This window comes from Aliinostoc maniaoense (genome assembly GCF_058172895.1).
In genome coordinates this window covers 863,814-885,392 of the sequence record NZ_CP187952.1, presented here as the reverse complement: position 1 = coordinate 885,392, position 21,579 = coordinate 863,814, and the positions used below count along the sequence as shown (strand labels likewise).

Annotated in this window: 24 protein-coding genes and 2 pseudogenes; 8 read left to right on the top strand and 18 right to left on the bottom strand. The window is 40.3% G+C overall.

Going from position 1 to position 21,579, the window contains the following annotated elements; genetic code table 11:
* Positions 1-51 precede the first annotated feature (51 nt).
* Entirely contained in the window at positions 52-1,500 is a 1,449-nt protein-coding gene (locus ACPZ3T_RS03960) for an IS200/IS605 family accessory protein TnpB-related protein (RefSeq protein ID WP_490273680.1), read from the top strand.
* Positions 1,501-1,855: 355 nt separating this feature from the next.
* On the opposite strand, the gene truB is transcribed toward ACPZ3T_RS03960, so the two are convergent.
* Together truB and ACPZ3T_RS03950 are read right to left on the bottom strand one after the other, a co-directional pair.
* Complete coding sequence (gene truB, locus ACPZ3T_RS03955) at positions 1,856-2,734, bottom strand: tRNA pseudouridine(55) synthase TruB (RefSeq protein WP_490273679.1); 879 nt, start codon at positions 2,732-2,734, stop codon at positions 1,856-1,858.
* Between the two features lie 137 nt (positions 2,735-2,871).
* The gene (locus tag ACPZ3T_RS03950; RefSeq protein WP_490273678.1) at positions 2,872-3,252 is read right to left on the bottom strand and encodes a hypothetical protein; all 381 of its coding nucleotides are present in this window, start codon (positions 3,250-3,252) and stop codon (positions 2,872-2,874) included.
* 282 nt (positions 3,253-3,534) lie between these two features.
* Between ACPZ3T_RS03950 and ACPZ3T_RS03945 the strand changes: the two genes are divergently transcribed.
* Entirely contained in the window at positions 3,535-4,575 is a 1,041-nt protein-coding gene (locus ACPZ3T_RS03945) for a DMT family transporter (protein ID WP_490273677.1), read from the top strand.
* Positions 4,576-4,935: 360 nt separating this feature from the next.
* Here ACPZ3T_RS03945 and ACPZ3T_RS03940 read toward each other — a convergent pair whose 3' ends face one another.
* The 8 genes and pseudogenes from ACPZ3T_RS03940 to ACPZ3T_RS03905 form a co-directional block, all read right to left on the bottom strand.
* Complete coding sequence (locus ACPZ3T_RS03940) at positions 4,936-5,850, bottom strand: manganese catalase family protein (RefSeq protein ID WP_490273676.1); 915 nt, start codon at positions 5,848-5,850, stop codon at positions 4,936-4,938.
* A gap of 271 nt (positions 5,851-6,121) precedes the next feature.
* Entirely contained in the window at positions 6,122-6,463 is a 342-nt protein-coding gene (locus tag ACPZ3T_RS03935) for a cupin domain-containing protein (protein ID WP_490273675.1), read from the bottom strand.
* Positions 6,464-6,475: 12 nt separating this feature from the next.
* Positions 6,476-6,832: pseudogene (locus ACPZ3T_RS03930) on the bottom strand (glutathione-dependent formaldehyde dehydrogenase); the annotation flags it as partial.
* A 205-nt stretch (positions 6,833-7,037) separates the two neighbouring features.
* Positions 7,038-7,850, bottom strand: a pseudogene (locus tag ACPZ3T_RS03925) (zinc-dependent alcohol dehydrogenase); the annotation flags it as partial.
* Positions 7,851-7,915: 65 nt separating this feature from the next.
* On the bottom strand, positions 7,916-8,314 hold the full coding sequence (locus ACPZ3T_RS03920; protein ID WP_490273674.1) for a hypothetical protein: 399 nt from the start codon (positions 8,312-8,314) through the stop codon (positions 7,916-7,918).
* 65 nt (positions 8,315-8,379) lie between these two features.
* Positions 8,380-9,066 (bottom strand): SRPBCC family protein, encoded by a 687-nt coding sequence (locus ACPZ3T_RS03915; protein ID WP_490273673.1) that lies wholly within the window; start codon positions 9,064-9,066, stop codon positions 8,380-8,382.
* A gap of 102 nt (positions 9,067-9,168) precedes the next feature.
* Entirely contained in the window at positions 9,169-10,260 is a 1,092-nt protein-coding gene (locus ACPZ3T_RS03910) for a DJ-1/PfpI/YhbO family deglycase/protease (protein WP_490273672.1), read from the bottom strand.
* A 51-nt stretch (positions 10,261-10,311) separates the two neighbouring features.
* The gene (locus ACPZ3T_RS03905; RefSeq protein ID WP_490273671.1) at positions 10,312-10,713 is read right to left on the bottom strand and encodes a DUF2267 domain-containing protein; all 402 of its coding nucleotides are present in this window, start codon (positions 10,711-10,713) and stop codon (positions 10,312-10,314) included.
* A gap of 360 nt (positions 10,714-11,073) precedes the next feature.
* On the opposite strand from ACPZ3T_RS03905, the gene ACPZ3T_RS03900 reads away from it, so the two are divergent.
* A complete protein-coding gene (locus tag ACPZ3T_RS03900; RefSeq protein ID WP_490273670.1) occupies positions 11,074-11,469 on the top strand; it encodes a DUF6335 family protein in 396 nt (131 codons plus the stop codon).
* Between the two features lie 329 nt (positions 11,470-11,798).
* On the opposite strand, the gene ACPZ3T_RS03895 is transcribed toward ACPZ3T_RS03900, so the two are convergent.
* The gene (locus ACPZ3T_RS03895) at positions 11,799-12,758 is read right to left on the bottom strand and encodes a YegS/Rv2252/BmrU family lipid kinase (RefSeq protein ID WP_490273669.1); all 960 of its coding nucleotides are present in this window, start codon (positions 12,756-12,758) and stop codon (positions 11,799-11,801) included.
* A 122-nt stretch (positions 12,759-12,880) separates the two neighbouring features.
* On the opposite strand from ACPZ3T_RS03895, the gene ACPZ3T_RS03890 reads away from it, so the two are divergent.
* Positions 12,881-13,024, top strand: a complete 144-nt coding sequence (locus ACPZ3T_RS03890; RefSeq protein WP_490273668.1) for a hypothetical protein — start codon at positions 12,881-12,883, stop codon at positions 13,022-13,024.
* Positions 13,025-13,244: 220 nt separating this feature from the next.
* Here the strand turns inward: ACPZ3T_RS03890 and ACPZ3T_RS03885 are convergent, their stop codons facing one another.
* Genes ACPZ3T_RS03885 through ACPZ3T_RS03870 form a run of 4 tightly spaced genes read right to left on the bottom strand, consistent with a single transcriptional unit; the run spans position 13,245 to position 14,496 of the window.
* The gene (locus ACPZ3T_RS03885; RefSeq protein ID WP_490273667.1) at positions 13,245-13,526 is read right to left on the bottom strand and encodes a DUF5615 family PIN-like protein; all 282 of its coding nucleotides are present in this window, start codon (positions 13,524-13,526) and stop codon (positions 13,245-13,247) included.
* Positions 13,523-13,759, bottom strand: a complete 237-nt coding sequence (locus ACPZ3T_RS03880) for a DUF433 domain-containing protein (RefSeq protein WP_490273666.1) — start codon at positions 13,757-13,759, stop codon at positions 13,523-13,525. The genes ACPZ3T_RS03885 and ACPZ3T_RS03880 overlap by 4 nt, the downstream gene beginning before the upstream one ends.
* Before the next feature lie 49 nt (positions 13,760-13,808).
* Positions 13,809-14,153, bottom strand: a complete 345-nt coding sequence (locus tag ACPZ3T_RS03875) for a DUF5615 family PIN-like protein (RefSeq protein WP_490273665.1) — start codon at positions 14,151-14,153, stop codon at positions 13,809-13,811.
* Positions 14,146-14,496 carry a DUF433 domain-containing protein gene (locus tag ACPZ3T_RS03870; RefSeq protein WP_490273664.1) on the bottom strand — a complete coding sequence of 117 codons (351 nt, stop codon included), beginning with the start codon at positions 14,494-14,496 and terminating at the stop codon, positions 14,146-14,148. The genes ACPZ3T_RS03875 and ACPZ3T_RS03870 overlap by 8 nt, the downstream gene beginning before the upstream one ends.
* A gap of 226 nt (positions 14,497-14,722) precedes the next feature.
* Here ACPZ3T_RS03870 and hemC point away from each other — a divergent pair, with 226 nt between their 5' ends.
* Both hemC and glgA read left to right on the top strand, forming a co-directional pair.
* Positions 14,723-15,694, top strand: coding sequence for a hydroxymethylbilane synthase (hemC, locus tag ACPZ3T_RS03865; RefSeq protein ID WP_490273663.1), 972 nt, complete (start codon positions 14,723-14,725; stop codon positions 15,692-15,694).
* Positions 15,695-15,824: 130 nt separating this feature from the next.
* Entirely contained in the window at positions 15,825-17,249 is a 1,425-nt protein-coding gene (gene glgA / locus ACPZ3T_RS03860) for a glycogen synthase GlgA (protein WP_490273662.1), read from the top strand.
* Between the two features lie 113 nt (positions 17,250-17,362).
* Here glgA and ACPZ3T_RS03855 read toward each other — a convergent pair whose 3' ends face one another.
* The 3 genes from ACPZ3T_RS03855 to ACPZ3T_RS03845 all read right to left on the bottom strand — a co-directional run bounded on the left by ACPZ3T_RS03855 (position 17,363) and on the right by ACPZ3T_RS03845 (position 20,450).
* Complete coding sequence (locus tag ACPZ3T_RS03855) at positions 17,363-17,800, bottom strand: CAAD domain-containing protein (protein ID WP_490273661.1); 438 nt, start codon at positions 17,798-17,800, stop codon at positions 17,363-17,365.
* Between the two features lie 1,013 nt (positions 17,801-18,813).
* Complete coding sequence (locus ACPZ3T_RS03850; RefSeq protein WP_490273660.1) at positions 18,814-19,272, bottom strand: pentapeptide repeat-containing protein; 459 nt, start codon at positions 19,270-19,272, stop codon at positions 18,814-18,816.
* A 305-nt stretch (positions 19,273-19,577) separates the two neighbouring features.
* Positions 19,578-20,450, bottom strand: a complete 873-nt coding sequence (locus tag ACPZ3T_RS03845) for an alpha/beta fold hydrolase (protein ID WP_490273659.1) — start codon at positions 20,448-20,450, stop codon at positions 19,578-19,580.
* Positions 20,451-20,854: 404 nt separating this feature from the next.
* On the opposite strand from ACPZ3T_RS03845, the gene ACPZ3T_RS03840 reads away from it, so the two are divergent.
* Together ACPZ3T_RS03840 and ACPZ3T_RS03835 are read left to right on the top strand one after the other, a co-directional pair.
* Positions 20,855-21,103: a hypothetical protein gene (locus tag ACPZ3T_RS03840; RefSeq protein WP_490273658.1), complete on the top strand. Its 249-nt coding sequence runs from the start codon at positions 20,855-20,857 to the stop codon at positions 21,101-21,103.
* A 40-nt stretch (positions 21,104-21,143) separates the two neighbouring features.
* On the top strand, positions 21,144-21,575 hold the full coding sequence (locus tag ACPZ3T_RS03835) for a C6orf136 family protein (protein WP_490273657.1): 432 nt from the start codon (positions 21,144-21,146) through the stop codon (positions 21,573-21,575).
* Positions 21,576-21,579: the final 4 nt, after the last annotated feature.

Here is a 21,579-nt window from a genome sequence, read left to right as displayed (position 1 = left end):
ACTAAAACAGTAGCTTGGTAGTATATGTCTGTCAAGGTCGAGACAAAGCCAATGACTAAAGGAGCAACTAAAAGAAAATCCATACAAGAAGTTAGAACTGATATTTGGGAATTGTCAGTAGACAAGGAACAAAAACGCGAAATGGTTTTAACAGTGGAGGCGTATCGTAACTTCTTGCTTCCTTTAGTAATTGTTGTTAACGCTCAATGGTTTACTCTTGGTGAGTTGACATCAAAAGAGAAGGTCAATGCGGTTGAGAAGATGATTCATCAAACCGCAGATAATCCTAGTCCAAAGCATAGATATTTTCAGAAAGTAGTTAATAAATATCCGTTTTTTAGAAAGTTTCCTAGCTATTTAAGACGAGCAGCAATAGCTGACGCTATTGGTATAGTTTCAAGCTTTCAAAGCCGATATTATGAATGGCAATCAGGAATAAGAAAACATAGAACAGCTAGACCACCAAGGCTAACTGCAATGTGTAAAACTTATCCTGCTTTATATAAAGGTCAACAGGTAAGGTATGGGTTAAATTATCAAACTGTCGATATTAAGGTATGGAGTGGAACTGATTGGGTATGGCTTAACAGCATTAAAATCAAAAAACATGGTTTATCGCGTCATCTGATTGACGGTAATGAGATACAATCACCTGCTTTAGTTGTTAATAAAAACAAATGTCAACTTTCTATGCCCGTTCAAATTAAGAAGGTTGATAGAGAAGATTCAGAGTTTGTATGCAGTGTTGATATGGGTATTAACAATGCTGCTACAGTCTCAATTGTTGCTAAAAACGGTACTGTAAAAGCAAGGAAGTTTATTAATCCTGCTAGAGACATAGACCGAAGAAACCAACGTAGAATGATGATTAAGAAGAAATCATCACAAACAGCTAACTTAACCCTCCGGGTTCGGCAGTTCGCAACCGACGGAAACCGCCAGGACTGCGACTGCCTCACCAAACAAAAAATACCTACTGGTTTTTGTAAAGGACTTTACCGCAAATCAGCCAACATCAATTTAGAAATTTCTCGTAAGGTTATGAGAGGTATTGTAGGGTTTGCAAAAACTCACAATGTCAAAGTAATTGTGTTTGAGAATTTATCTGGATGGAAAGCGAAAGCGGGTAGAAAAGGTTCTCTACAAAAACAAAAATTCCATCTCTGGTGTCACTGTAAAATAGTTGAGTTGACACAACAAAGATGGAATGAATTGGGAGGTAAAGTAGTTTTTGTTAATCCCAAGTACACCAGTGCTTATGCTTTTGATGGAAGTGGTAAGGTTAGAAGGGGTAAGACTAATTACTCTTTAGCTGTATTTAAAAATGGTAAACAATACAACGCTGATCTCTCAGCTTCTTATAATATTGGTGCTAGATATTGGTACTCATTAATCATGAGAGATAAGCATTTTTCTAGAGTGTTCGTAGGCAAAAGTTCCAACGACAAACTGAGAACGCCAGTAACTCTGGATGCGTTGAGAAATCTTATGGTTTCTTAGCGAAAGAATCCCCAACTATATTGCTTGCAATTAGTTGGGGTGCGTTCAAGAAGAACAGGAATTAGAACATACAGCACTTTCCGGTGTAATGAGGTACACTATTGGCGGGCAAGATGCCCACCCCACAAGAGTTTCATTATTATGATTTGTACCTTATAGCAATGAAATCTGCTGTAAGTAAGAAAGTGTAAATATTACGTAACTAACATATTAGTAGGGTGCGTCAGATATCAAAAATCTGATGATTGACAGCATTTAAGCAGTCTGACGCACCCTACAAGACTCTTGATTTTTATTACGAATTACGAATTACGTTAGCGAAGCGGGACGAAGTCCATTACGAATTACGAATTATTTAAGCTATTGGTTCAAATACCATCTGAGGAATTAATACACCAGCTTGTAATTCGCCAATTCCTAAAAAACGGCTTTCTGTTTCGTAAACTCGCACATTGCCGGTAATCTCTAGATTGAGAGTAATACGCTGTCCCTGACACCATTTTTTTGCAGAGATACTGGGTAAAGTTACAGATGGTAAGTGTTGCAAGGCTGCATCTGGGGGGGTGGGTTGAAAGGTATTGTTTTGTAGTTGAGTTTCTAACTCCTCGAAAGTCAGACTATCTGCTAAATTAAAGCCACTGCTGTGAGTACGGCTTAAAGCGGCGAGAGTTCCCCCAGTATTTAACACTGTACCTAAATCGCGGGCGATCGCGCGAATATATGTCCCACTACCACAGGCTATCTCTACATCCAATTCAGGAAAATCTCCGTCTCGCCAATCCAAAACATCTATACTATAAATCTCTACTATGCGTGAGGGAACTTCTACAGTTTCACCTTGACGCGCTAAATCATACAACCGTTTTCCTTCTACTTGTATCGCGCTGTAAACTGGTGGTATTTGCTCAATCTGACCGATAAATTGCGTCAGTGCGATTTTCACCTCTGCTAAATTTAATTCTGCACAGGGTTGGGAAGTGATAATTTCACCTTGTAAATCATCAGTTGTAGTCTGCACACCAAAACGGACGGTGGCTTTATAGGCTTTGTCACTAGGAAGATATTGTAATAATCTTGTAGCTTTACCAACTGCAATTGGTAGCACACCCGTAGCAGCAGGATCTAAAGTTCCTGCGTGTCCTACACGTTTGAGCTTTAACAATTTTCGCACCCGCGCCACGCAATCATGAGAAGTCCAGCCAAATGGCTTGTTTAAGTTGATAAAACCTTGCACTGTGAAATTTGGTAGTTTGCCGAATAGCCATAATTCTAATATTATTGAGCGACTTTTTACGAAGAAAGGCAGAGGGCAGTGTAGGTAGTTCACATACCGAACTTTGATCAAAGTCCGGTATCTAGCGAATGGAGTAATTATTTGACTTCTTCTGGCGCAAAGGCTTTGATTTTGCCTTTTTTGACAGCAACTACCACATCATAAGTTGCACAATAAGAGATGGTAACATTATTAGCCTTATTGTACAGATTAACTACCATACCTGCGCCACCAGGTTGAACCCCAATTGGTTCTAAGTCCCCAAAGAAAAAGCGACGCAATTGATCTCCACTACCAAACTGACCCTTATTTTTGATTAGTAGGTCAATTTTTTGTTGTGCAGTCAACCCTGTAGCATCCTTCATTTCCGCAGCTGAAGCTTCACCCCAAGTAGGATTAACGGCTTGTAATGGAACATCAAAGACCGTTAACATACCAGCTAAAGCAACGGTTGTGAGTAGAGATGGTGCAAGTTTCATTTGTAACTCCAGTGTTTATTTATCTCAGCGATTACAGCATCTCAACAACTGCTGAAGTTCACCTGAAACCTAAGTAGAGATTTCCTGAATTTACTTATGCAGGAAATTTAGCCAATACTCAGCATTTTCTCAGGAAAATTCCGTGTAAAGTATGGCATAAAAGCCGAAAATAGGGAAAAGGAAACGGGGGCTTAGTCAGCAGAGGAGCTAGGGGTGCGGTGAAAACATGACTCATCGCAATCAAAATCAAGTGAATTATTATGTAGTGGGAGTAGTGTAACTATGACCAAACAGAGAATTAAAATTCCTGGTCAAATTTATCTGTGGTTAGCAGTCTTAATTTTTGGAGCTTCGAGTGCAGTTACTCGCAAATTAACCGAAATCGGTGCAGCGAACTTTTTAGATGGTCGTAACCCAATTTCTTTATGTAATGTTTTATTTGTGGGGAATCTGTGCGCCTTAACATTGATGATTTTGATTTATGGGCGACAGTGGAATAAACCCGCTTTAGAGCAAATTAATCAAAAACAATGGTTTAATTTAACAATTGTCGCTATTTTATCAGGAGCTTTAGCCCCAGGGTTAATTTTTCAATCCCTAGCTTTAACTAATGTTAATAATGTAATTTTAGTAGGACGGATAGAACTGCCTTTGAGTTTAGTATTATCTATTTTGCTATTGAAAGAACGGGTAAATATTTGGGAAATTGTAGGTGCGATCGCAGCTTTTGTTGGTGTAATTTTAACTGTGATTCTTCAGCCCCAAACTGAAAGCATGATGACTATGGGGAGTTTCCATATTGGTCTAGGGGAAATTTTAGCAGCAGCAGGAGCAGTATTTTTAGCATTATCCACAATTATTAGTAAACAACACCTCGCTCATATTCCCTTAGGAATTTATAGTATCTTTCGGACAGCATTAGGGACTATTGTATTTTTTATCTTTGCCATATTGCTTTATGGTAGTGAGCATTTTATGGATGTACTCTCACCTTTTTTATGGCAATGGATGTTTATTTATGGTGGGTTAATTGTTGTTTTAGGTCAATCATTTTGGATTAAAGGGTTGAGATTTACTACTGTATCTACAGCTTCCTTAGCTAGTTCTTTCACTCCGATTGCAGGTATTTTGGCAGCTTATTTAATTCTTGGTGAAGCTCCTACTGTAGCTCATTATTTTGGTGGCAGTTTGATCTTATTTGGTATATTCCTGAGTCAAGTTAGTCTGCGTCGTCAAAATTCGGAGCGTGTCAAAGTGAATGGGCGAATTTCTACCGCTACAGAACAAGAGCTAGAAAATCAGGCAGGATTCAAGGGAGTGTGAGATTTCCAGTTATGATTGACTTTGGTGGAGCGATCGCACCTCAGAAAAGACAACCTTGATATCAGCAAGCAAAAAAAACCCCCTTTTGGGGGATAGGTCGATAGACGTTTGTTTGTAGTACAATCTAGCTTGTATAGTTAATTCGTCTACGATCACGGTGATCACTGTGATCGTTTTCTTTTCTTTATCTTTATTTTAAGTTGTGCAGCTCAAGACCGGGGTGAGGGGTCATAGCTCCCACCGGGTAGCAGAGGGGCAGGGGGCAGAGGAGCAGGGGGCAGGGGGCAGGGGGCAGGGGGCAGGGGGCAGGGGAAGAAACACTTTGGAATTTTGAATTTTTCTGCCCCATGTCTGATTTTCTTAGCCAATACGCTGAACTAGGGGTGGTTTGCTAGAACCATCACCTTTTGTTTCTGGTCTAGTTTGGGGTGTGCCATGAAGTTGTGGTTCTGGTTGTGGTGGCTGTGGTTCTGACCCTAGAGCTTGGGGGTTAGTAACATACTCAAATTCCCCTCTACCATCCATTGAACGGCCTTTTGCCCAACGCCCTTCTGCACTTTCATTACCTTCGGAATGATTCCAAAATTGATAAGCGAATTGTCGTTTTTCTAATTCCAGAGGGAAGGAACTAGGAACTGGAGTGCTTTCTAAACCAGATTGTTCTAAGTCCTCAATTGCAGCTAACCACAGGTTTTGGTGCATGGTATCACGAGCAATCATAAAACTTAGGGTATCTTTCACCCCTGGGTCATTCGTCATCTCATACAACCGTACCGCTTGTAAACGTCCTTGACTTTCGGCGTGGAGATTAGAACGAAAATCAGCTAAGAGATTACCACTAGCAACAATGTAACGACCATTCCAAGGATAGCCCACACTATCGGCTGGCATTGCACCTAAACCGGAAACTATAGCGTGTTGGGGATTCATGGCTGCATTCATGATGACCTCTCGTGGGTTTGTCCCACCCATCACCGCACCGACTACCGCATCTGTTGCTCCCTCTTCTTGGATGTTTACAGGTGCTTTGTCTAACAGATGGGCAATGGTTGTAGCTAGCATTTCAATGTGGCCAATTTCTTCAGTCCCCACATCTAGCAACATATCTCGGTATTTGGCAGGGCCACGACAGTTCCAACCTTGAAATAGGTACTGCATCATGACGGTCATTTCCCCAAAAGTTCCGCCGATGAGTTCTTGAATTTTCATCGCGTAGACAGGATCAGGTTTTTCGGGGGGCTTGAAATATTGCAGTTTTTTGGAATGATAAAACATTTTTATTGTTAGTAAGTGACAGAAGAAAAGCTCACAAATCTCTGTTTTTTTATGGCTTATTTCTTCTAGGAAACTAAGTAAATGTTTTATCTACATCATTCAAGAGTTATAGAAAAATTGGAAATATTTATAGTAGATTTATTTCGGTGGATGCAGGTATTTATTTGCCTCACGCAGAGGCGCAGAGAGTAAGAGTTGATAGAAGTGGTTTGAGATGTTCTTTTTAGAATAAAAAAACACAGATGTTAAATCTGTGTGGTGATTATGTTGTTTAATTTTCGTCACGTCCGTGAATATGGGCTGGGGGACTGGTTGCTTCTACTGCTGTAAATGGCTCTAGAATGTTGTAGTGGTGGGTTGCTCCTTTGGGAACTACCCAAGAACTGCCAGGTTCTAGTGAGATGATTTGCCCTTCAATATGCAGTTCTGCACGACCATTCATTACATAACCTACGGTTTCATATTCGCGTTTGGTAGGTTGTTTATCTTCTCCTGGTTGTTCATTTTCCCAAAGCCGCATAGAAACAGATTTACCGGATGCTAAATATTTCTGACCGAGTTTCCCTTTGGGAGAATGGGAAGAATCAATTTTTTTGACGCTGGTGTCAGTCATAATTTGATTACCTTAAGGTTTTAGTACAACTTTGATGCAGTTATCTCGTTTGTGTTTAAAAATTTCGTAGCCGTGGGGTGCTTGTTCTAACGGTAAAGTATGGGTAATTACAAATGTAGGATCAATTTCACCGTTTTGAATGTGTTCTAGTAAAGGTTTTAAATATCTATGAACGTGGGTTTGTCCCATTTTGAAAGTTAAACCTTTGTTCATGGCTGCACCCATTGGTATTTTGTCAATAAAGCCCCCATATACACCGGGAATTGATACATGACCGGCTTTTCTACAAGCGACTATTATCTGTCTTAAAGCTGTTGGTCGGTCTGTTTCTAGGCGCACGGTTTGTTTAACTTGGTCGTAGAAAGCCATCATCGAAACCTCTGGGTCTGAAACCCCGTCCTAGAAAGACGGCTTTGTGCTAAACTTAAGTAGATACCGAGGGACATCCGGGAATTTAAGTCTGTGGAGCAAACATAAGACCGAAAAACCTTTGGGGTAGAGGCAGTTGCTAAGAAGCAGAAATCTAAGCCGTGAGACTTAGAGAATCCTTGTACCTTCAGGTCAAGGAGTATGTCAAATCAGTACCGTGGGCTTCCATTCCTACTGCGTCAATGCAAGCATCAGGGCCACGTCCGCCGGTCATTTCTTTGAGTGCTTCCCCAACATCAACTTGTTCATAGTTGAGAACTTCGGCTTTACCGTATTCCTTAGCCATTTGTAGGCGTTCGGGGATGCGGTCAAAGGCGATGACTCTTTCTGCACCCAACATATACGCGCTTCTGATGGCAAATTGTCCGACTGGGCCACAACCCCAAACGGCGACAATATCACCGGGTTCGATATCACAATTTTCAGCCGCCATGTAGCCGGTCGGAAAAATATCAGTTAAAAATAGCACTTGTTCATCTGTTAAATTTTCGGTGATTTTGAACAAGCCAACATCAGCAAAGGGTACACGGGCGTATTCTGCCTGACCACCAGCGTAACCACCGAATAAATGAGAGTAGCCAAATAGACCTGATGGGGAGTAACCCATTTGCAGTTCTACCATCCAGGCATTCGGGTTAGAATTATCACACAAAGACCATAATTGCCGTTGACAAAAGAAGCAAGAACCGCAAGAAATAGTAAAAGGAACAACTACGCGATCGCCTACTTGCACATTTTTGACTGCGCTTCCTAGTTCAACGACTTCCCCCATAAATTCATGACCGAGAATATCACCCTTTTGCATTGAGGGGATATAGCCATCATATATATGTAAATCTGAGCCACAAATGGCTGTAGAAGTAATTTTAATAATGGCATCACGGGGATTCAAAATTTTTGGGTCAGGTACATTTTCTACCCTGACATCGTTTGTTCCATGCCAGCAAACTGCTTTCATAATTATTATTGCTTAATCAATATTTTGTAGAGACGTAATTAATCACGTCTCTATAAGCCTGAAAACTATTTCCTCATTTCTCTTTGGGCTAGAGGTTGTTGATAATAACCGCCTTCCTCACCAGTAATCGGCTCTACAGTTTTTCCTACTTTTCTTTGCATAGTATCTCGAAATTCTTTTGTAGCCCTAGGAGTTTCTTCATCTAAATTTAGTTTCTCACGAACATTATCAACAGTGCTTTTTAACCTTTGTTGAGCATTTCTGATTTGAGTATCATTACTAATCCCTTGATTATCGGGCGTACCTTTGTAATAGATGCCCTCTGGAGTTTGCACATCCGCCTGGGCAATTATGGCATTACTATATATAAAACACTGTCCTACAAAAAATGTAGCTACTATCAAACAAATAATTACAACTTGACGTAGCAGAAAATTTTGTAACCAAGAAATTACCCTATTCATAAATAACCTCTAAGGATTTCTTAATTTTGAATTTTGAATTTTGAATTTTGAATTTTGAATTTGTATTACTTCCTCCCAGAAGGCTGTCCTTGAGTGGTGGCAATTTCCCCTGTTTCCATCAACATTTTGAAGCGGCGTAATTCGTCGCCTATTTGTTGTTCTGGTTCTTCACCAAAAAGTTTGGCGAAAATTGCAGCTAGTGTTCCGCCTGGGGGGTTGTATTCTAAGACTACTTTGACTTCTGTACCTCGATTTCCTGGTGCTTTTGTAAAACGCACAAAACCAGAGTTCTCAATGTCTGCACCTTCTACGGAAGCCCAAGAAATAAACTCATTTTCTCGGTCTTCTAAGATGTCTGCATCCCATTCTACACTGTTACCGAGCGGTGCATTCGCTATCCAGTGCGATCGCTTCTCATTGTAAACTTTCACAGATTTGAGATGTTTCATGAATGTGGGCAAATTCTCAAAGTTGTGCCAATAACGGTAGAGTTCCTCTGCTGGCTTGTTAATTGTCACCGTCTTTTCAACTTTGATAGGTGTGTTCAAACCAATAGCTTCTTGAACTTGCTCAATAGTGCTATGCTTAGTTGCACCTTGATAAATCAATCCTCCACCCGCTAAAGCCGTCAATACTCCCCGCAAAGAGGCTTGTCGTAAACCCATTAAAACGAGCGCACCACCGCCAATGAGTGATGCCCAACGTTCCATGTCGCCGGCTTCAGCTTGTTTATCTCCTGATGTGACAGTCACTTTTTTATCTCCAAATCAAAGTGTTTGGTGAATAAGTTCGTAGTCAGGACTTTAGTCCTGAGCTTGAGGGCTTTAGCCCTCACTACGAACCTCTTTTCACATCTATACTGCTGCTCCTGTAGTTGGCTTCGGGGGCTTGGCTGCCGGCATCATGCGTGTCCGATATAACTGAACTAGTCGCTGTTCGTACTGTACTAAGTCTTGGTAAATACCTTTAAAAATGGCTGTTGCTACTGGGTCAGTGTACATAGCACATAAGTTACCAATATCACCAATACCTGTTTGTAAATCACCCAAGGCGCAGCGTATTTGGTAGATGTCATCACTACCTGTAAAAGTTGATTTCACCTTGGCATATTGATTGGCAATATTCGCACCAAAAGAGGGTTTTTCGCCAAGCCTGTGCAGATATGTTTCTAACTTTTCAATGTGACCTTGTTTATTAGTAATCATCTCTTGAAACAAGGCTTTAGCTTGTGTATCTGATTCTTTTTCTGTGTACTGTTCCAATGCTTCTAGTGAATAACGTTCTCCACCCAAAGCTGTATTCAAACCGCGAAGAATTTCACTTTTAGTTGAACCACCCCAAGCATCAGCCAGTTTCCACCATTCTGCGCTGGTGTCTTCCTCATTTGGTAATGCAGCTTCTTTACCGCCATAACCCAAACGGCTCAAAATCGCTGTGGTGAAAATTGCCAAGTCTCCAGGTTCACGGGATGTAATTAAATTACCGTCAACTACTAAAGTTTCATCTTGGTAGTTTGCACCGGCGTTAATCATATCTTTGCGGATAGCACTAAAACCTGTAGCCCGCTTACCTTGAAGTAAATCAGCTTCAATTAACACTTGTGGCCCGTGACAAACACCGGCCACCCATTTTCCTTGTTCTATAGCCTCTTGCACAAACCGGACGGTGTTGGGGTTACGGCGCATTTTATCAGGTGCCATTCCACCGGGAATAACTACAGCATCAAATTCAGATGCGATCGCTTCCGTAGTGGTAGCATCAGCTTGAGTAGAAAGTTTCCCCCGTTTACCCTTATATTTTTCATTCATCCGTCCACCCAGGACAACTACCTCAAACCCAGCTTGTTTTAGCCCATTACAAGGAATAATAAATTCTACATCTTCTACTCCCTGTTCAATGAGAATAGCTACTTTTTTCTTCCCAGCATGATGATTATGGTTGGTCATATTTTTTCCTGACTAATAATTTTGAATTTTGAATTTTGAATTTTGAATTGTTTAGGCTGTTACTTCACTAGTTGGTGGTGTACCAAACATTTCCTCGTAATCATGAGAAAAATGACGATGTAATTTAGCAAAACCTTCTGGAGTCACAGCATTTTGTAACACTGCAAAAACAGCACGTACATGAATTGCTGTTGTTGTCGGTTCTAAATTTTCTTTTTGACTGGTACGCACAATAAAATCTTGTAAATTAAAGCTTTGATCTGGCTCTCCTTCTCTACCTTTTAAACATTGACCAAGTTCTTGTGGTAATTGAGTGGATAAGTCTTGAGCTTCATCTCCAGAAATGCGTTCTTTAATAGTTTCTAGCGTCGCACGGGTAGCACGTTCCGCTTCTTCGCGCGAGTTTGATTGAGCCAAGCTTTGGACGTGGGTAATAAATTCTTTGTATTCCATTTCTCCCTCCCATAAACACAAGCTAGAGTTATAAAACTCTAGATATTCTGAACAATAAAAAAATAAAAATTCAATTTCAAAAATTAAAAATCATTTTTTTAAAATTTACAAAAAAATAGTTATGAGTAGGAAGTTTTTCATCTAGGTTCGACGTGGGTTGAGAACTCCTAGCTCATAACTACCAGATTCAACTACAAGTGGCTTGACCTTAGATTTCATACTATTAAGATTAGGCTGTAAGATTTATATTGGCTTCGTTCTTAAGAAAGAGATGATTTTATTTCTCAAGTTGTACATCTTATGTAGTACAACAAAACAGCTAAAAATAGTTATGGTAATGATATAGAAACGGCTAGTTTTATGACAGAAAATCATCAAAATCCCGAAATTAAATCTGATGACTTACCACAGGAAATTACCGAATCCTATGGTACAGGTGTAAAAGATATACCAGGATACAATATTGGTGGACGAACCCTCCATGAAAGAAGACATGAATACACACAAACCAGTCCCGAATTAACTGGCGGTGATGTTGATGCTTATTGGCAAAATGCAGACTCAGTAGGAGATGAAGCAGTCGGTGGTACAGTACCCACTCCTGACCAAAATGTTACAGAAGAAATCGAAGCAGCCGTGGGTTTAGAAATGAATGATAACGAATTACTACACACAGAAGATATCTTAGAACGCCGTGATAATGCACGTTGGGAATTAGATCCCAAATCTTCTGAAGATTATCAAGAATGGCATTGAAATTAATTCATAATACTCGCAAAGCGAGTTCGCGGAGCGTTACGCAGTAAAGCAAGCTACGTAATTCGTAATGGAATTAACGTGAGTCTCCAACGGAGGCGCACCTACGGAAAGGGCGAAAGAAACAAGTAAAATCCTCTTTCCCCCTGCCCCCTGCCCCCTGCCCCCTGCCTTATTTCTTAGGAGTTCGATGACCTCTCCCCAACCCCTCTACTGTGTACACAGTAGCCCCTACAAGGAGAGAGGCTTTTATAGCGTCCTTCTTTGCGTCTTTGCGCCTACCGCAAGCGGTTCCGCGTAAGCGGTATGCGCGAAACAAAAAACCAACGTCAATTTTTCAATTCAATCTCTAAATTGGGTAATCCCTCTAATTTCTCCATCGGTTCTAATTCTGGAACTGACGGAACAAATATTTTCAAAGCTGCGGGGACGCATTTAATTTCTACTGGTGTTATTCCTACTACTTCCCCGTCAATAACTACCTTTTGGGGAGGATCTGTAGTGATTTTAAACTGCGAAGCTCGCAGATAACCAATATCATCGCGTTCGGCAGCATTTCCTGAAGATGCGGTTTGAAATAAATGATAGGTAGCAGCGATCGCTCCGGCTTTGCTATTAGGAGCTACAATTGTCAAATCTAATAATCCATCATCATAAACAATCCCAGCCGGGCCTTGTGCTAACACAGAAGTTGGTGGTGCAGCATTCGCCACCGTTACCGCCGCCGCTTGAGTTTTAATGATTTTATCTGCCGTTTCAATCTCAACATCAAAGCTTTCTAACTCTCTTAATTGCTGAATCCCCGCCAAAACATACGCCATAATTCCAAAGCGTTTTTTAGCTTCCCTGTCTGTAATATCTACAGTTTCCGCCTCAAAGCCAATTCCTGCCAATAGAATCATCGGCAAGTCATTGCAATAAGCTATGTCAACATCACGGGTAATTCCTTGTAAAATCGTTCGACAAGCCGCATCAATAGTATCAGGAATCCTCAAAGCAGCCGCAAAAGCATTAGCCGTTCCCCGTGAAATAATCCCCAAGGGAATATCATTACCAGCCACCGCCACCGCCGCCGCCGATAAAGTTCCATCCCCACCAGAGGCGATAATTAAATCGACACCCTGCTCAACAGCCGCCTTTGCCAAGGCATCAGCACCAAGCTCTGCCGTTGTCAACTGTACATCCAGATGAATTTCTGGTTCTAAAATTGCTCGAATTTGTGCCAAGTCCACATCAGGATCACCCTGTCCAGCCACGGGGTTAAAAATAAGACAAGCTGAACGATTCATAAAGTTGTCAAAGATTTAGATGCGATCTTCTTATCATCACCTTTTAAAGTATCATTTCTGCAAAACTTTCGTGTCTTTCTAGAAGTAGGGGTTTAGGGGAGACAAGGAGAGAAGTCTGTAGCTTGCTTCCCGTAGGGTGCGGAGGTTTCCTCCGTACAGAACTGCGGGGAGACAAGGGAGACAAGGGAGACAAGGTAGGGTGCGTCAGTGCGAGAGAACCTAACTATACCTGGAAATTATTCCTGCTGACACACCCTATAAATTAGATTCCTATATTTATTGATGCACAATTACAGCTTCTCGGTTCATTTCAATGTAAGAATGCTGTTGAAATAGTTCAACAATTGAGGAAATAAGTAGAACGACTTGAAAAAACCAAACTATGTAAAGTAATGTAAAAAAAATGAATTTAGTTCGTAGTAAGGACTTTAGTCCTCTCTTAAGGACTAAAGTCCTTACTACAAACCTTTAATTATTTACACCGTTCTACTTATTACTTGTAAACAGGTTTTCTAGTTCCGAGTTATTGATATTACCTGTTGTGATTAACAATAATTTATATGGTTGCTGAATTGTTAAGAAGGAATTGACAAAATCATAATCTTTAGTAATTAAAATTCTTTTTTGTTGTATCGATATAGTATTAATTTCAATATCTGATGTAGAATTTTGCTCTGGTAAGTCTCTAGTATGAATAGTATCGTAATTTAATGATTTAAGAAAATTTGCCAGCCGCACTGGTAATTGGGCATCAACGATAAATTTCATGAGGCGATTTTATGAATACTTTTGACTTGGCTAAGTCGAGCCGCGAATAATAAAACAGCCAGAATATCTTCAGATTCTAAATCATCATAATCTGCTAATATTTGCTCTGTTGTCATACCAGAACTGAGCAATTCTAAAATAAACTCAACTGGATAACGCAACCCTCTAATGCAGGGTTTTCCATGACAAATATGAGGATTTAGAGTGATACGTTGTAAAAGTGTGTGATCCATATCGTTGAGATATTTAAAATTTCTTATTCAATCCTAACATCTAGACTAATTAAAACAAAGGCAGAAACTCTATCCTGTCTTGATACTCGTTATCAAGTGAGCCTTCTGCTATTAAAAGTAACTGTTCTAGGTTTTCACCAACACTGAGTTTTGGACTTAAGATAAAAATTCCTGGCACATGATGCTTTTGAGCTAGATGATCTGCCAAATGAACAGGCATAGATTTACGGTTGTTGGTAACTAGAATAAAATTATTTTCTTCACACCAAAGCAGAATTTCTGGATCTAGAGTTCCCCTTGTTGGAGTAGTTAATTCACCAATTGCTAAAACAAACAAATCAGGTTTTAAACGACGTAATTGATTTGTGTAAATTGGATCAACATTCTCATCCATGAGATACTTCAGCGTCATGAGTTGCAGTTGACATTTTTTCAGCTTTTAACTTCCGTAGCTTTTCCACAACTGGATTAGGATTACGGCTTTGTTCTGCTCTCATGCGATCGCCCCATTCCATCCAATCAGTCATATAAGCATCTATTGCCTGCTGATTGTGTAAATAGTAAAGAATAGTTGCATAAACTTGTTCTAAAGTCAAGGAAGTGTAAGTTTTAGCAATTTCCTCTGGTGTTTTATCATGAAATAGGTAGTCAAACAAGATAGTTTCAATTCCTACGCGTGTACCTTTCAACCTAATATCATCGGGGGCTAGAAAGGTAAAATATTCTTCAATGTGCATAGTTATTGCCAGTTAATATTATCCACATCTATATAAGCCTAACATCCAAACAATTGCCGCTATATAGTGCGATCGCCCTACCTCCCACCTGATCCCCTAGTGTTACAAACTGTAAACAAAAACCAAAATAAACCTAACAAAAATCAGGCGATCGCCATCCGGGAAGTCACCCACTGCGGTAGTCTAGATGAGAGTGAAAATATCGCCTGGTTTGACATATTGTTTTATGACTTCAGTTATTTCGACAGCCACACGCACAATTCGCATTGGTTCACGTAAAAGCCAATTAGCTTTAGTTCAGACCTACTGGGTAAGAGATCAACTGCAAAAAAGTTATCCAGATATTACCTTTGAAGTCCATACCATGTCCACCCAAGGCGACAACATCCTAGATGTAGCATTAGCCAAAATTGGCGACAAAGGACTATTCACCAAAGAATTAGAATTGGGAATGATCAATCAAGAGATTGATTTTGCTGTGCATTCCCTCAAAGATTTACCGACAAACCTACCTGAAGGTTTAGCACTAGCCGCCATCACGGAACGGGAAAACCCCGCCGATGCCTTAGTGGTGCATGAAAAATTCAAAGATAAACAAATCGATACTCTCCCCCCCGGTGCGGTAGTGGGTACATCATCTTTGCGACGCTTGGCGCAGTTACGCCACAAGTTCCCCCATCTGACATTTAAAGATGTGCGCGGAAATTTGAATACACGCCTTGCCAAACTCGATGCAGGTGAGTACGATGCTTTAATTTTAGCGGCTGCCGGGTTGCAACGTTTAGGTATGGGCGATCGCGTTCACCAGATTCTTCCTAAAGAAGTATCATTACACGCCGTCGGTCAAGGTGCATTAGGAATCGAATGCCGTGGTGATGATACAGAATTAATATCACTACTGAAGGTAATTGAACACCCTGAAACCCGCGATCGTTGTTTAGCCGAACGCTCATTTTTACGCAGTTTAGAAGGTGGTTGTCAAGTACCCATTGGTGTAAATACAGAAATAGATGGGCAGAATTTAACACTAACTGGTGTAGTTGCCAGCATAGACGGACAAAACCTAGTCAAAGATACCGTCAGTGGTGCAGCGAGTGATGCAGAAAACCTAGGCATAGAACTAGCAAAACTCTTACGTCAACAAGGCGCGCAAGAAATTTTAGATGCCATCTTTGCAGAGATTCAACGGGGTTCTTAACCGATGAGGCTACCAGATATGTTTAGATAAGGAGTAATTCGTAATTCGTAATTCGTAATTCGTAATTCGTAATTCGTAATTCGTAATTACTTCACTGAAAACCTCAAGAGCCGGGGACATAAAAATTACCATGCGGATTCTATTTGTAGCAGCAGAAGCAGCACCCATTGCTAAAGTTGGCGGTATGGGTGATGTTGTCGGGGCATTACCAAAAATCTTGAGAAAAATGGGGCATGATGTACGGATTTTCTTGCCCTATTATGGCTTTCTTGCCGACAAAATGGAGATTCCCCAAGAACCTGTTTGGCGGGGATATGCCATGTTCCAAGATTTTGCAGTTTACGAAACAATTCTGCCTGGTACTGATGTTCCCTTGTACTTATTCGGACATCCTGCCTTCGATCCTCGTCGCATCTATGGCGGTGATGATGAAGACTGGCGTTTCACATTTTTCGCCAATGGTGCAGCTGAATTTTGCTGGAATCACTGGAAACCAGAGATTATTCACTGTCATGATTGGCATACAGGGATGATTCCTGTGTGGATGCACCAGTCTCCAGACATCACCACAGTCTTTACAATTCACAACTTGGCATATCAAGGGCCTTGGCGTTGGTATTTAGAGAAAATTACTTGGTGTCCTTGGTATATGCAAGGACATAATACAATGGCTGCTGCGGTGCAATTTGCCGATAGAGTTAATACAGTTTCTCCTACCTACGCCGAACAAATTAAGACTCCAGCTTACGGTGAAACGATAGAAGGTTTACTATCTTTTATCAGTGGTAAGTTATCTGGAATTGTCAACGGGATAGATACGGAAGTATATGACCCGGCAACAGATAAATATATTACTCAAACCTTTACTACTGAAACTTTAGACCAACGCAAAGCCAATAAAATTGGCCTGCAAGAAGAAGTTGGTTTAGAAGTGAATAAAAACGCCTTTTTAATAGGCATGGTGACGCGGTTAGTTGAGCAAAAAGGTTTGGATTTAGTCATCCAAATGTTAGACCGCTTTTTGGCGTATACTGACGCTCAGTTCGTTTTGTTAGGGACAGGCGATCGCTATTACGAAACCCAAATGTGGCAATTAGCCTCCCGCTACCCCGGACGTATGGCCACCTATTTGCTGTACAATGACCCTCTTTCCCGTCGTATCTATGCCGGTACAGATGCTTTCTTAATGCCTAGCCGCTTTGAACCCTGCGGTATTAGCCAAATGATGGCTCTGCGTTACGGTAGCGTCCCCATCGTTCGCCGCACCGGGGGACTGGTAGACACCGTATCCCACCATGACCCCATGAACGAAGCAGGTACAGGCTATTGCTTCGACCGTTACGAACCCCTAGACTTATTCACCTGCATGATTCGCGCCTGGGAAGGTTTCCGTTTCAAACCCCAATGGCAAGAATTGCAAAAACGGGGCATGACTCAAGACTTCAGTTGGTATAAATCTGCTAAAGAGTACGATAGACTTTACCGTTCTATGTACGGCTTACCAGAGCCAGAGCAAGAAGGAATAGAAGCAGAATTGGCGTTAACCAATCAATAAGGAATTGAAACTGTTCTTATCCAAAAGCAAAAATGGTCAAGCATTGTGCTTGACCATTTGATTGAACGTCTATACCCTGTAGTAGCTGTCAGTAGGTGATGGTGATTTAGATGTTAATTTTCTGAGCCGTCGTCACCAACTACTTGGGACTTGAGAGTAGTAATTTCACTGTTTAATTCTTGTCTGGTTGAAGCTTTGAGCAGGTAGCGGTAAACAAACCAAGCAGAATAACCAATACCAATCAACTCAAAGGTTGGTGCTACCAAAGGAATATCATTCAAAGCATCTAATACTGCCAAAAGTACCCTAACTGCAACCAATGAGCCGACAATTAAGCCTACAGTAACTAAAGGCTGCTTATATTGATTAAAGAAGTTACTGACATAATCAGGCAGGGTTGCTAAAAATTGAGAAATTTGCTCTCCGTATTTTACCCATTGTTCTTGAGATTCTACAGGAGGTTGAAGTTTAGTGATAGTTCCTGTTTGGTTGTTGATATCTGGCACTGTTGTCTCTTTGGATTGGGTTTGGGCGAATTCGGGTTCTTGCATGTTCACTTCCATAAATTTGACAGTTGAGTTTCTCTAATCCCGACAATTACAACCAAAAGGCTGTTGATTAGATGCAGGGGACGGGGGCAGGGGGCAAGAGGAGACTGGAGGTACAAATGGAACTTTGTGCCGCTTCTCAAGGAAGACGAAGAAAGCTAGCTTGCTTCCACAAAGTTGGACGCTAACACCAGAAACTGGCCGAAAGCTCCCTTGCTGCTTTTGACTCTGGGTTGAAACCCCAACGCCAGTTCTCTCAAGTCGGGAAACCCAGCCACGAAACTGGCTCTCCCTTGTAGGTGGCTTTTCTCCCCTACCTCCCTGCTTTTTCATTAGACAATGTACTCTGGCATTAACTAGAGTTTGGTAATAGGGTTGAATGTCCTATAACCATAATTGCCTCGTAAAATCTACTGCATCAACTACAAGGTAGACAGTCACTAGGCTGCTAGAAATCAGAAGGCTACAGAATGTCATAAAATCAGAGGGTTTTTGAGTTCTGTTTTCATGAATCAACTGGAAACTTCAGGTTCTCATTATCCTAGGCTGTGTCAATTGCTCCTCATCGTACTCAAAATTGAGTACAGATCATGCAATAAATCACTCTACCTCTCATTTATATAAGCACAAATGCTGATTTCATCTGAATATTAAAGCTATCTTCAGCCTTGTTCGTCAATGAAAGTATTGATTCTTGATATTTGAATATATCGTCGGTATTCAAACCTCATACTTCATAAAAATTAGGATTAGTACTATTTTGCAAGATGATTGGCAACCAAATTGATTAACCTTGCTTTGGTACTAATGTACTATTTTACAAAACAAATCGAGTGCTAACTACAAACTAGAGATGCGATCGCCTGGTGAAGTGAATTAATGTTAAGTTTTGGCAGATCAAGCAGTTTTGGGTGAATTTAAATACATTTGAGAGGTATGTGAGAGATTTTATTGGCTAACACCCAACTCTCTCACCCCATCTTTTGTTTCTTAAAGTTTAGCTGACTTAGTGGGTATTAATCCCAGTCAGGAATTTCTTGGCCATCTTCACCACCTATACCGATAGCAGTGTGATAAATTTCTGCATCAGTGATGGTGAGGTTTTGCATTGATGCACCATACACATTGGAATCTATGACATGAGCGCGAGTCATGTTCACGTTGTCTAGATTCGCTTTTTTGAAGTTGACGTTGGTGATGAAGGCTGAACTTAAGTTTGCGCCTTTCAAGTTAGCGTTAGTCAAATCAGCACCTTCGAGGTTTGCACCGCTCAGGTTTGCACCCGCTAGATTTGCTCCTCGTAAATCAGCACCAATTAAATGTTCGCCACTGAGGTTCATGCCTGATAGATTACACCCACCACATTCCCCAGTTGTTAATAGCCGTTGTAAGTCTTGTGGATTCCCAGCCTTGACTGAGTTTACAAAAAACAGGGGAGTAGCTAAGGCTACGGCTGCTAATAGCTTAAGTTTCATAATTGTCCCCCTTTCTCCTTTACTCTTGTCCGTTCTTTTCCTCACGATTCTATTATCTCACTAACTTCCTAAATAATGTTGATTTAAATCACAATTTAGTTTTGTAAATCACAGATGTATTCGTGAGGCTGAAAATATGATTAGTTATGGTTTCTAGCCATTTGATTATGCTCAATTAAGCATAAATACTTGACTTAATTTAATATTAATTATTTTTAAGAGAATGTATCATCAGATATATTTTTTATTCACAGTAGTTTTGACTAATTTACAAATAAATAAAAGCTATCAATCTTTACAGAAATTCAGTATATTAAATCACTGAGGTAATCTCTGATGTACTGATTAACTAGTTGGGGCTGTTCCTGTTGAACCCAATGTCCACAACCGGGAATATACTTAATTTCGAGATTTTTCACATAGGTAGCGGTATTATAGGTGAGTTCCTTTCCTAGTGCAGTATCATTTTCGCCCCAAATCATCAGTGTGGGAACTTGTAAAATATCCCAATTTTTCTGAAACAGGGAACTAGAGAAAACATTACGGTAATAGTTCAACATGGCTGTGAGCGCACCACTTTTAGCAGATGCTTGACGATAAGCTTCGAGATCATCTGGAGTAAAAGCTAATTGATTAACTGCTGTACCAGAAATTGCTTTAGAAATGGCTTGATAATGATCAAATTTCAAGAGAAATTCTGGTAGCCAGGGTAATTGAAATAAGAAGATATACCAACTACGCAACAATTGTTGAGGAGTAGATAAGCCTTGAGCAAATTTTGCAGGGTGAGGTAAGTTCAGCACGATTAACCGATCTACCATTTCAGGATGAGCATAGGCAAAATTCCAGGCGATCGCACCTCCCCAGTCATGTCCGACTAAAATACAACTATCGTGTCCTAGTCCCTTAATTACTCCCTCAACATCCTGAATAAATTCAGCCATCACATAGGCTGATTTATCTTTTGGTTTATCACTATCGTTATAGCCACGCAAATCAACAGCCACCACCTGGAAATGTTGAGCAAATTCTGGAATTTGATGCCGCCAAGAATACCAAAACTCAGGAAACCCATGTAAAAACAGCATTAAACGTCCTCTCCCTTGGGTGACATAATGCAGTTTCACACCGTTAGTATTGATATATTCATGCTGCCAAGAATTTTGGTCTGTAAACATGAGTTTAAAGCTAGGAATTGGCAAAAAGTAAGAGATTTTGGGATAATTTTACAGTAATTCTTCATCTCGCTCATCAATCCCTTGGCGGATAAAACCAATTTCCAATGGAGTATACCCTTAATAACTATTCACTGATTTACAGTAGATTTGATGTTTATGAGGTACAGCAACTGATTGAAAAAAGTAATAAGTAATAAGTCATAAGTAATAAGTGATATAGCGTTTCCTAGTCTACTGAGGTACAAATCTCTGCGTAACTCTGCGCTTTACTCCGCGCCCCTCTGCGTTTCAAAATAGGATCTGTGTTGAACTTCGCCATATTGTACGCCAGCATCGCTTGCAAGATATTGCCCATGAGCAATATTTTTTAACAGATAAGAGCCAGATACAAGGTAAAACTATCAATGTGCGATCATACTAGTATTTTGTATTTTTTACCTCACCATCTGCATGATGACCAATATAATCAAACATTTGCACAAAAAATCAACGCATATGTAGCAGAAATTCAAATTAGCCAGACACAATATCAACAGATATATGAGATGATTGATCGCGTTTATTATACTTTCAATCTGATGTTAGATGGGGTAGAAATTATTACCAAAACCGATAACAAGTTGGTAAAATATTCTCCATTAGCACTAGTATAAGGTATGATTTTCCTGTTGTTGATTTTTGAGTAAAAAATAAATGACAAAGTTTGTGGAATCTATCCTAACAATAGAAGAAGTTATCAAAACTCTGCAACAGGACTTACCCACACTGTTTGCCAAAGATATATCCTATGACATATATACAAAAGATATCTACTTTCAAGACCCTGTAAATAAATTCAAATATAAATTTAACTACCGAATTATCTTTTGGACTTTAAGATTTCATGCTCGGCTATTTTTTACAGAAATCTACTTTGATGTGCATGAAATACATCAATCAGCCCCAGATACAATTATAGTGCAGTGGACAGTGCGGGGAGTCTTGCGTGTACCCTGGAAAGCAAAGCTTTTTTTCAATGGGTACTCAACCTATAAACTCAACTCAAACAATTTAATTTACGAGCATATTGATACTTGGGATCGCAAACCAAGTGAAATTCTCCAACAGTTTTGGCAAAAACAATAAAGCC

Coding starts and splice junctions, on each gene's coding strand:
- ACPZ3T_RS03960 (WP_490273680.1), top strand. CDS start 52: ATGACTAAAGGAGCAACTAAAAGAAAATCCATACAAGAAGTTAGAACT.
- ACPZ3T_RS03950 (WP_490273678.1), bottom strand. CDS start 3,252: ATGAAACTTGCACCATCTCTACTCACAACCGTTGCTTTAGCTGGTATG.
- ACPZ3T_RS03945 (WP_490273677.1), top strand. CDS start 3,535: ATGACCAAACAGAGAATTAAAATTCCTGGTCAAATTTATCTGTGGTTA.
- ACPZ3T_RS03940 (WP_490273676.1), bottom strand. CDS start 5,850: ATGTTTTATCATTCCAAAAAACTGCAATATTTCAAGCCCCCCGAAAAA.
- ACPZ3T_RS03935 (WP_490273675.1), bottom strand. CDS start 6,463: ATGACTGACACCAGCGTCAAAAAAATTGATTCTTCCCATTCTCCCAAA.
- ACPZ3T_RS03920 (WP_490273674.1), bottom strand. CDS start 8,314: ATGAATAGGGTAATTTCTTGGTTACAAAATTTTCTGCTACGTCAAGTT.
- ACPZ3T_RS03910 (WP_490273672.1), bottom strand. CDS start 10,260: ATGACCAACCATAATCATCATGCTGGGAAGAAAAAAGTAGCTATTCTC.
- ACPZ3T_RS03905 (WP_490273671.1), bottom strand. CDS start 10,713: ATGGAATACAAAGAATTTATTACCCACGTCCAAAGCTTGGCTCAATCA.
- ACPZ3T_RS03900 (WP_490273670.1), top strand. CDS start 11,074: ATGACAGAAAATCATCAAAATCCCGAAATTAAATCTGATGACTTACCA.
- ACPZ3T_RS03895 (WP_490273669.1), bottom strand. CDS start 12,758: ATGAATCGTTCAGCTTGTCTTATTTTTAACCCCGTGGCTGGACAGGGT.
- ACPZ3T_RS03885 (WP_490273667.1), bottom strand. CDS start 13,526: ATGAAATTTATCGTTGATGCCCAATTACCAGTGCGGCTGGCAAATTTT.
- ACPZ3T_RS03880 (WP_490273666.1), bottom strand. CDS start 13,759: ATGGATCACACACTTTTACAACGTATCACTCTAAATCCTCATATTTGT.
- ACPZ3T_RS03875 (WP_490273665.1), bottom strand. CDS start 14,153: ATGGATGAGAATGTTGATCCAATTTACACAAATCAATTACGTCGTTTA.
- ACPZ3T_RS03870 (WP_490273664.1), bottom strand. CDS start 14,496: ATGCACATTGAAGAATATTTTACCTTTCTAGCCCCCGATGATATTAGG.
- hemC (WP_490273663.1), top strand. CDS start 14,723: ATGACTTCAGTTATTTCGACAGCCACACGCACAATTCGCATTGGTTCA.
- glgA (WP_490273662.1), top strand. CDS start 15,825: ATGCGGATTCTATTTGTAGCAGCAGAAGCAGCACCCATTGCTAAAGTT.
- ACPZ3T_RS03855 (WP_490273661.1), bottom strand. CDS start 17,800: ATGCAAGAACCCGAATTCGCCCAAACCCAATCCAAAGAGACAACAGTG.
- ACPZ3T_RS03850 (WP_490273660.1), bottom strand. CDS start 19,272: ATGAAACTTAAGCTATTAGCAGCCGTAGCCTTAGCTACTCCCCTGTTT.
- ACPZ3T_RS03845 (WP_490273659.1), bottom strand. CDS start 20,450: ATGTTTACAGACCAAAATTCTTGGCAGCATGAATATATCAATACTAAC.
- ACPZ3T_RS03840 (WP_490273658.1), top strand. CDS start 20,855: ATGTGCGATCATACTAGTATTTTGTATTTTTTACCTCACCATCTGCAT.
- ACPZ3T_RS03835 (WP_490273657.1), top strand. CDS start 21,144: ATGACAAAGTTTGTGGAATCTATCCTAACAATAGAAGAAGTTATCAAA.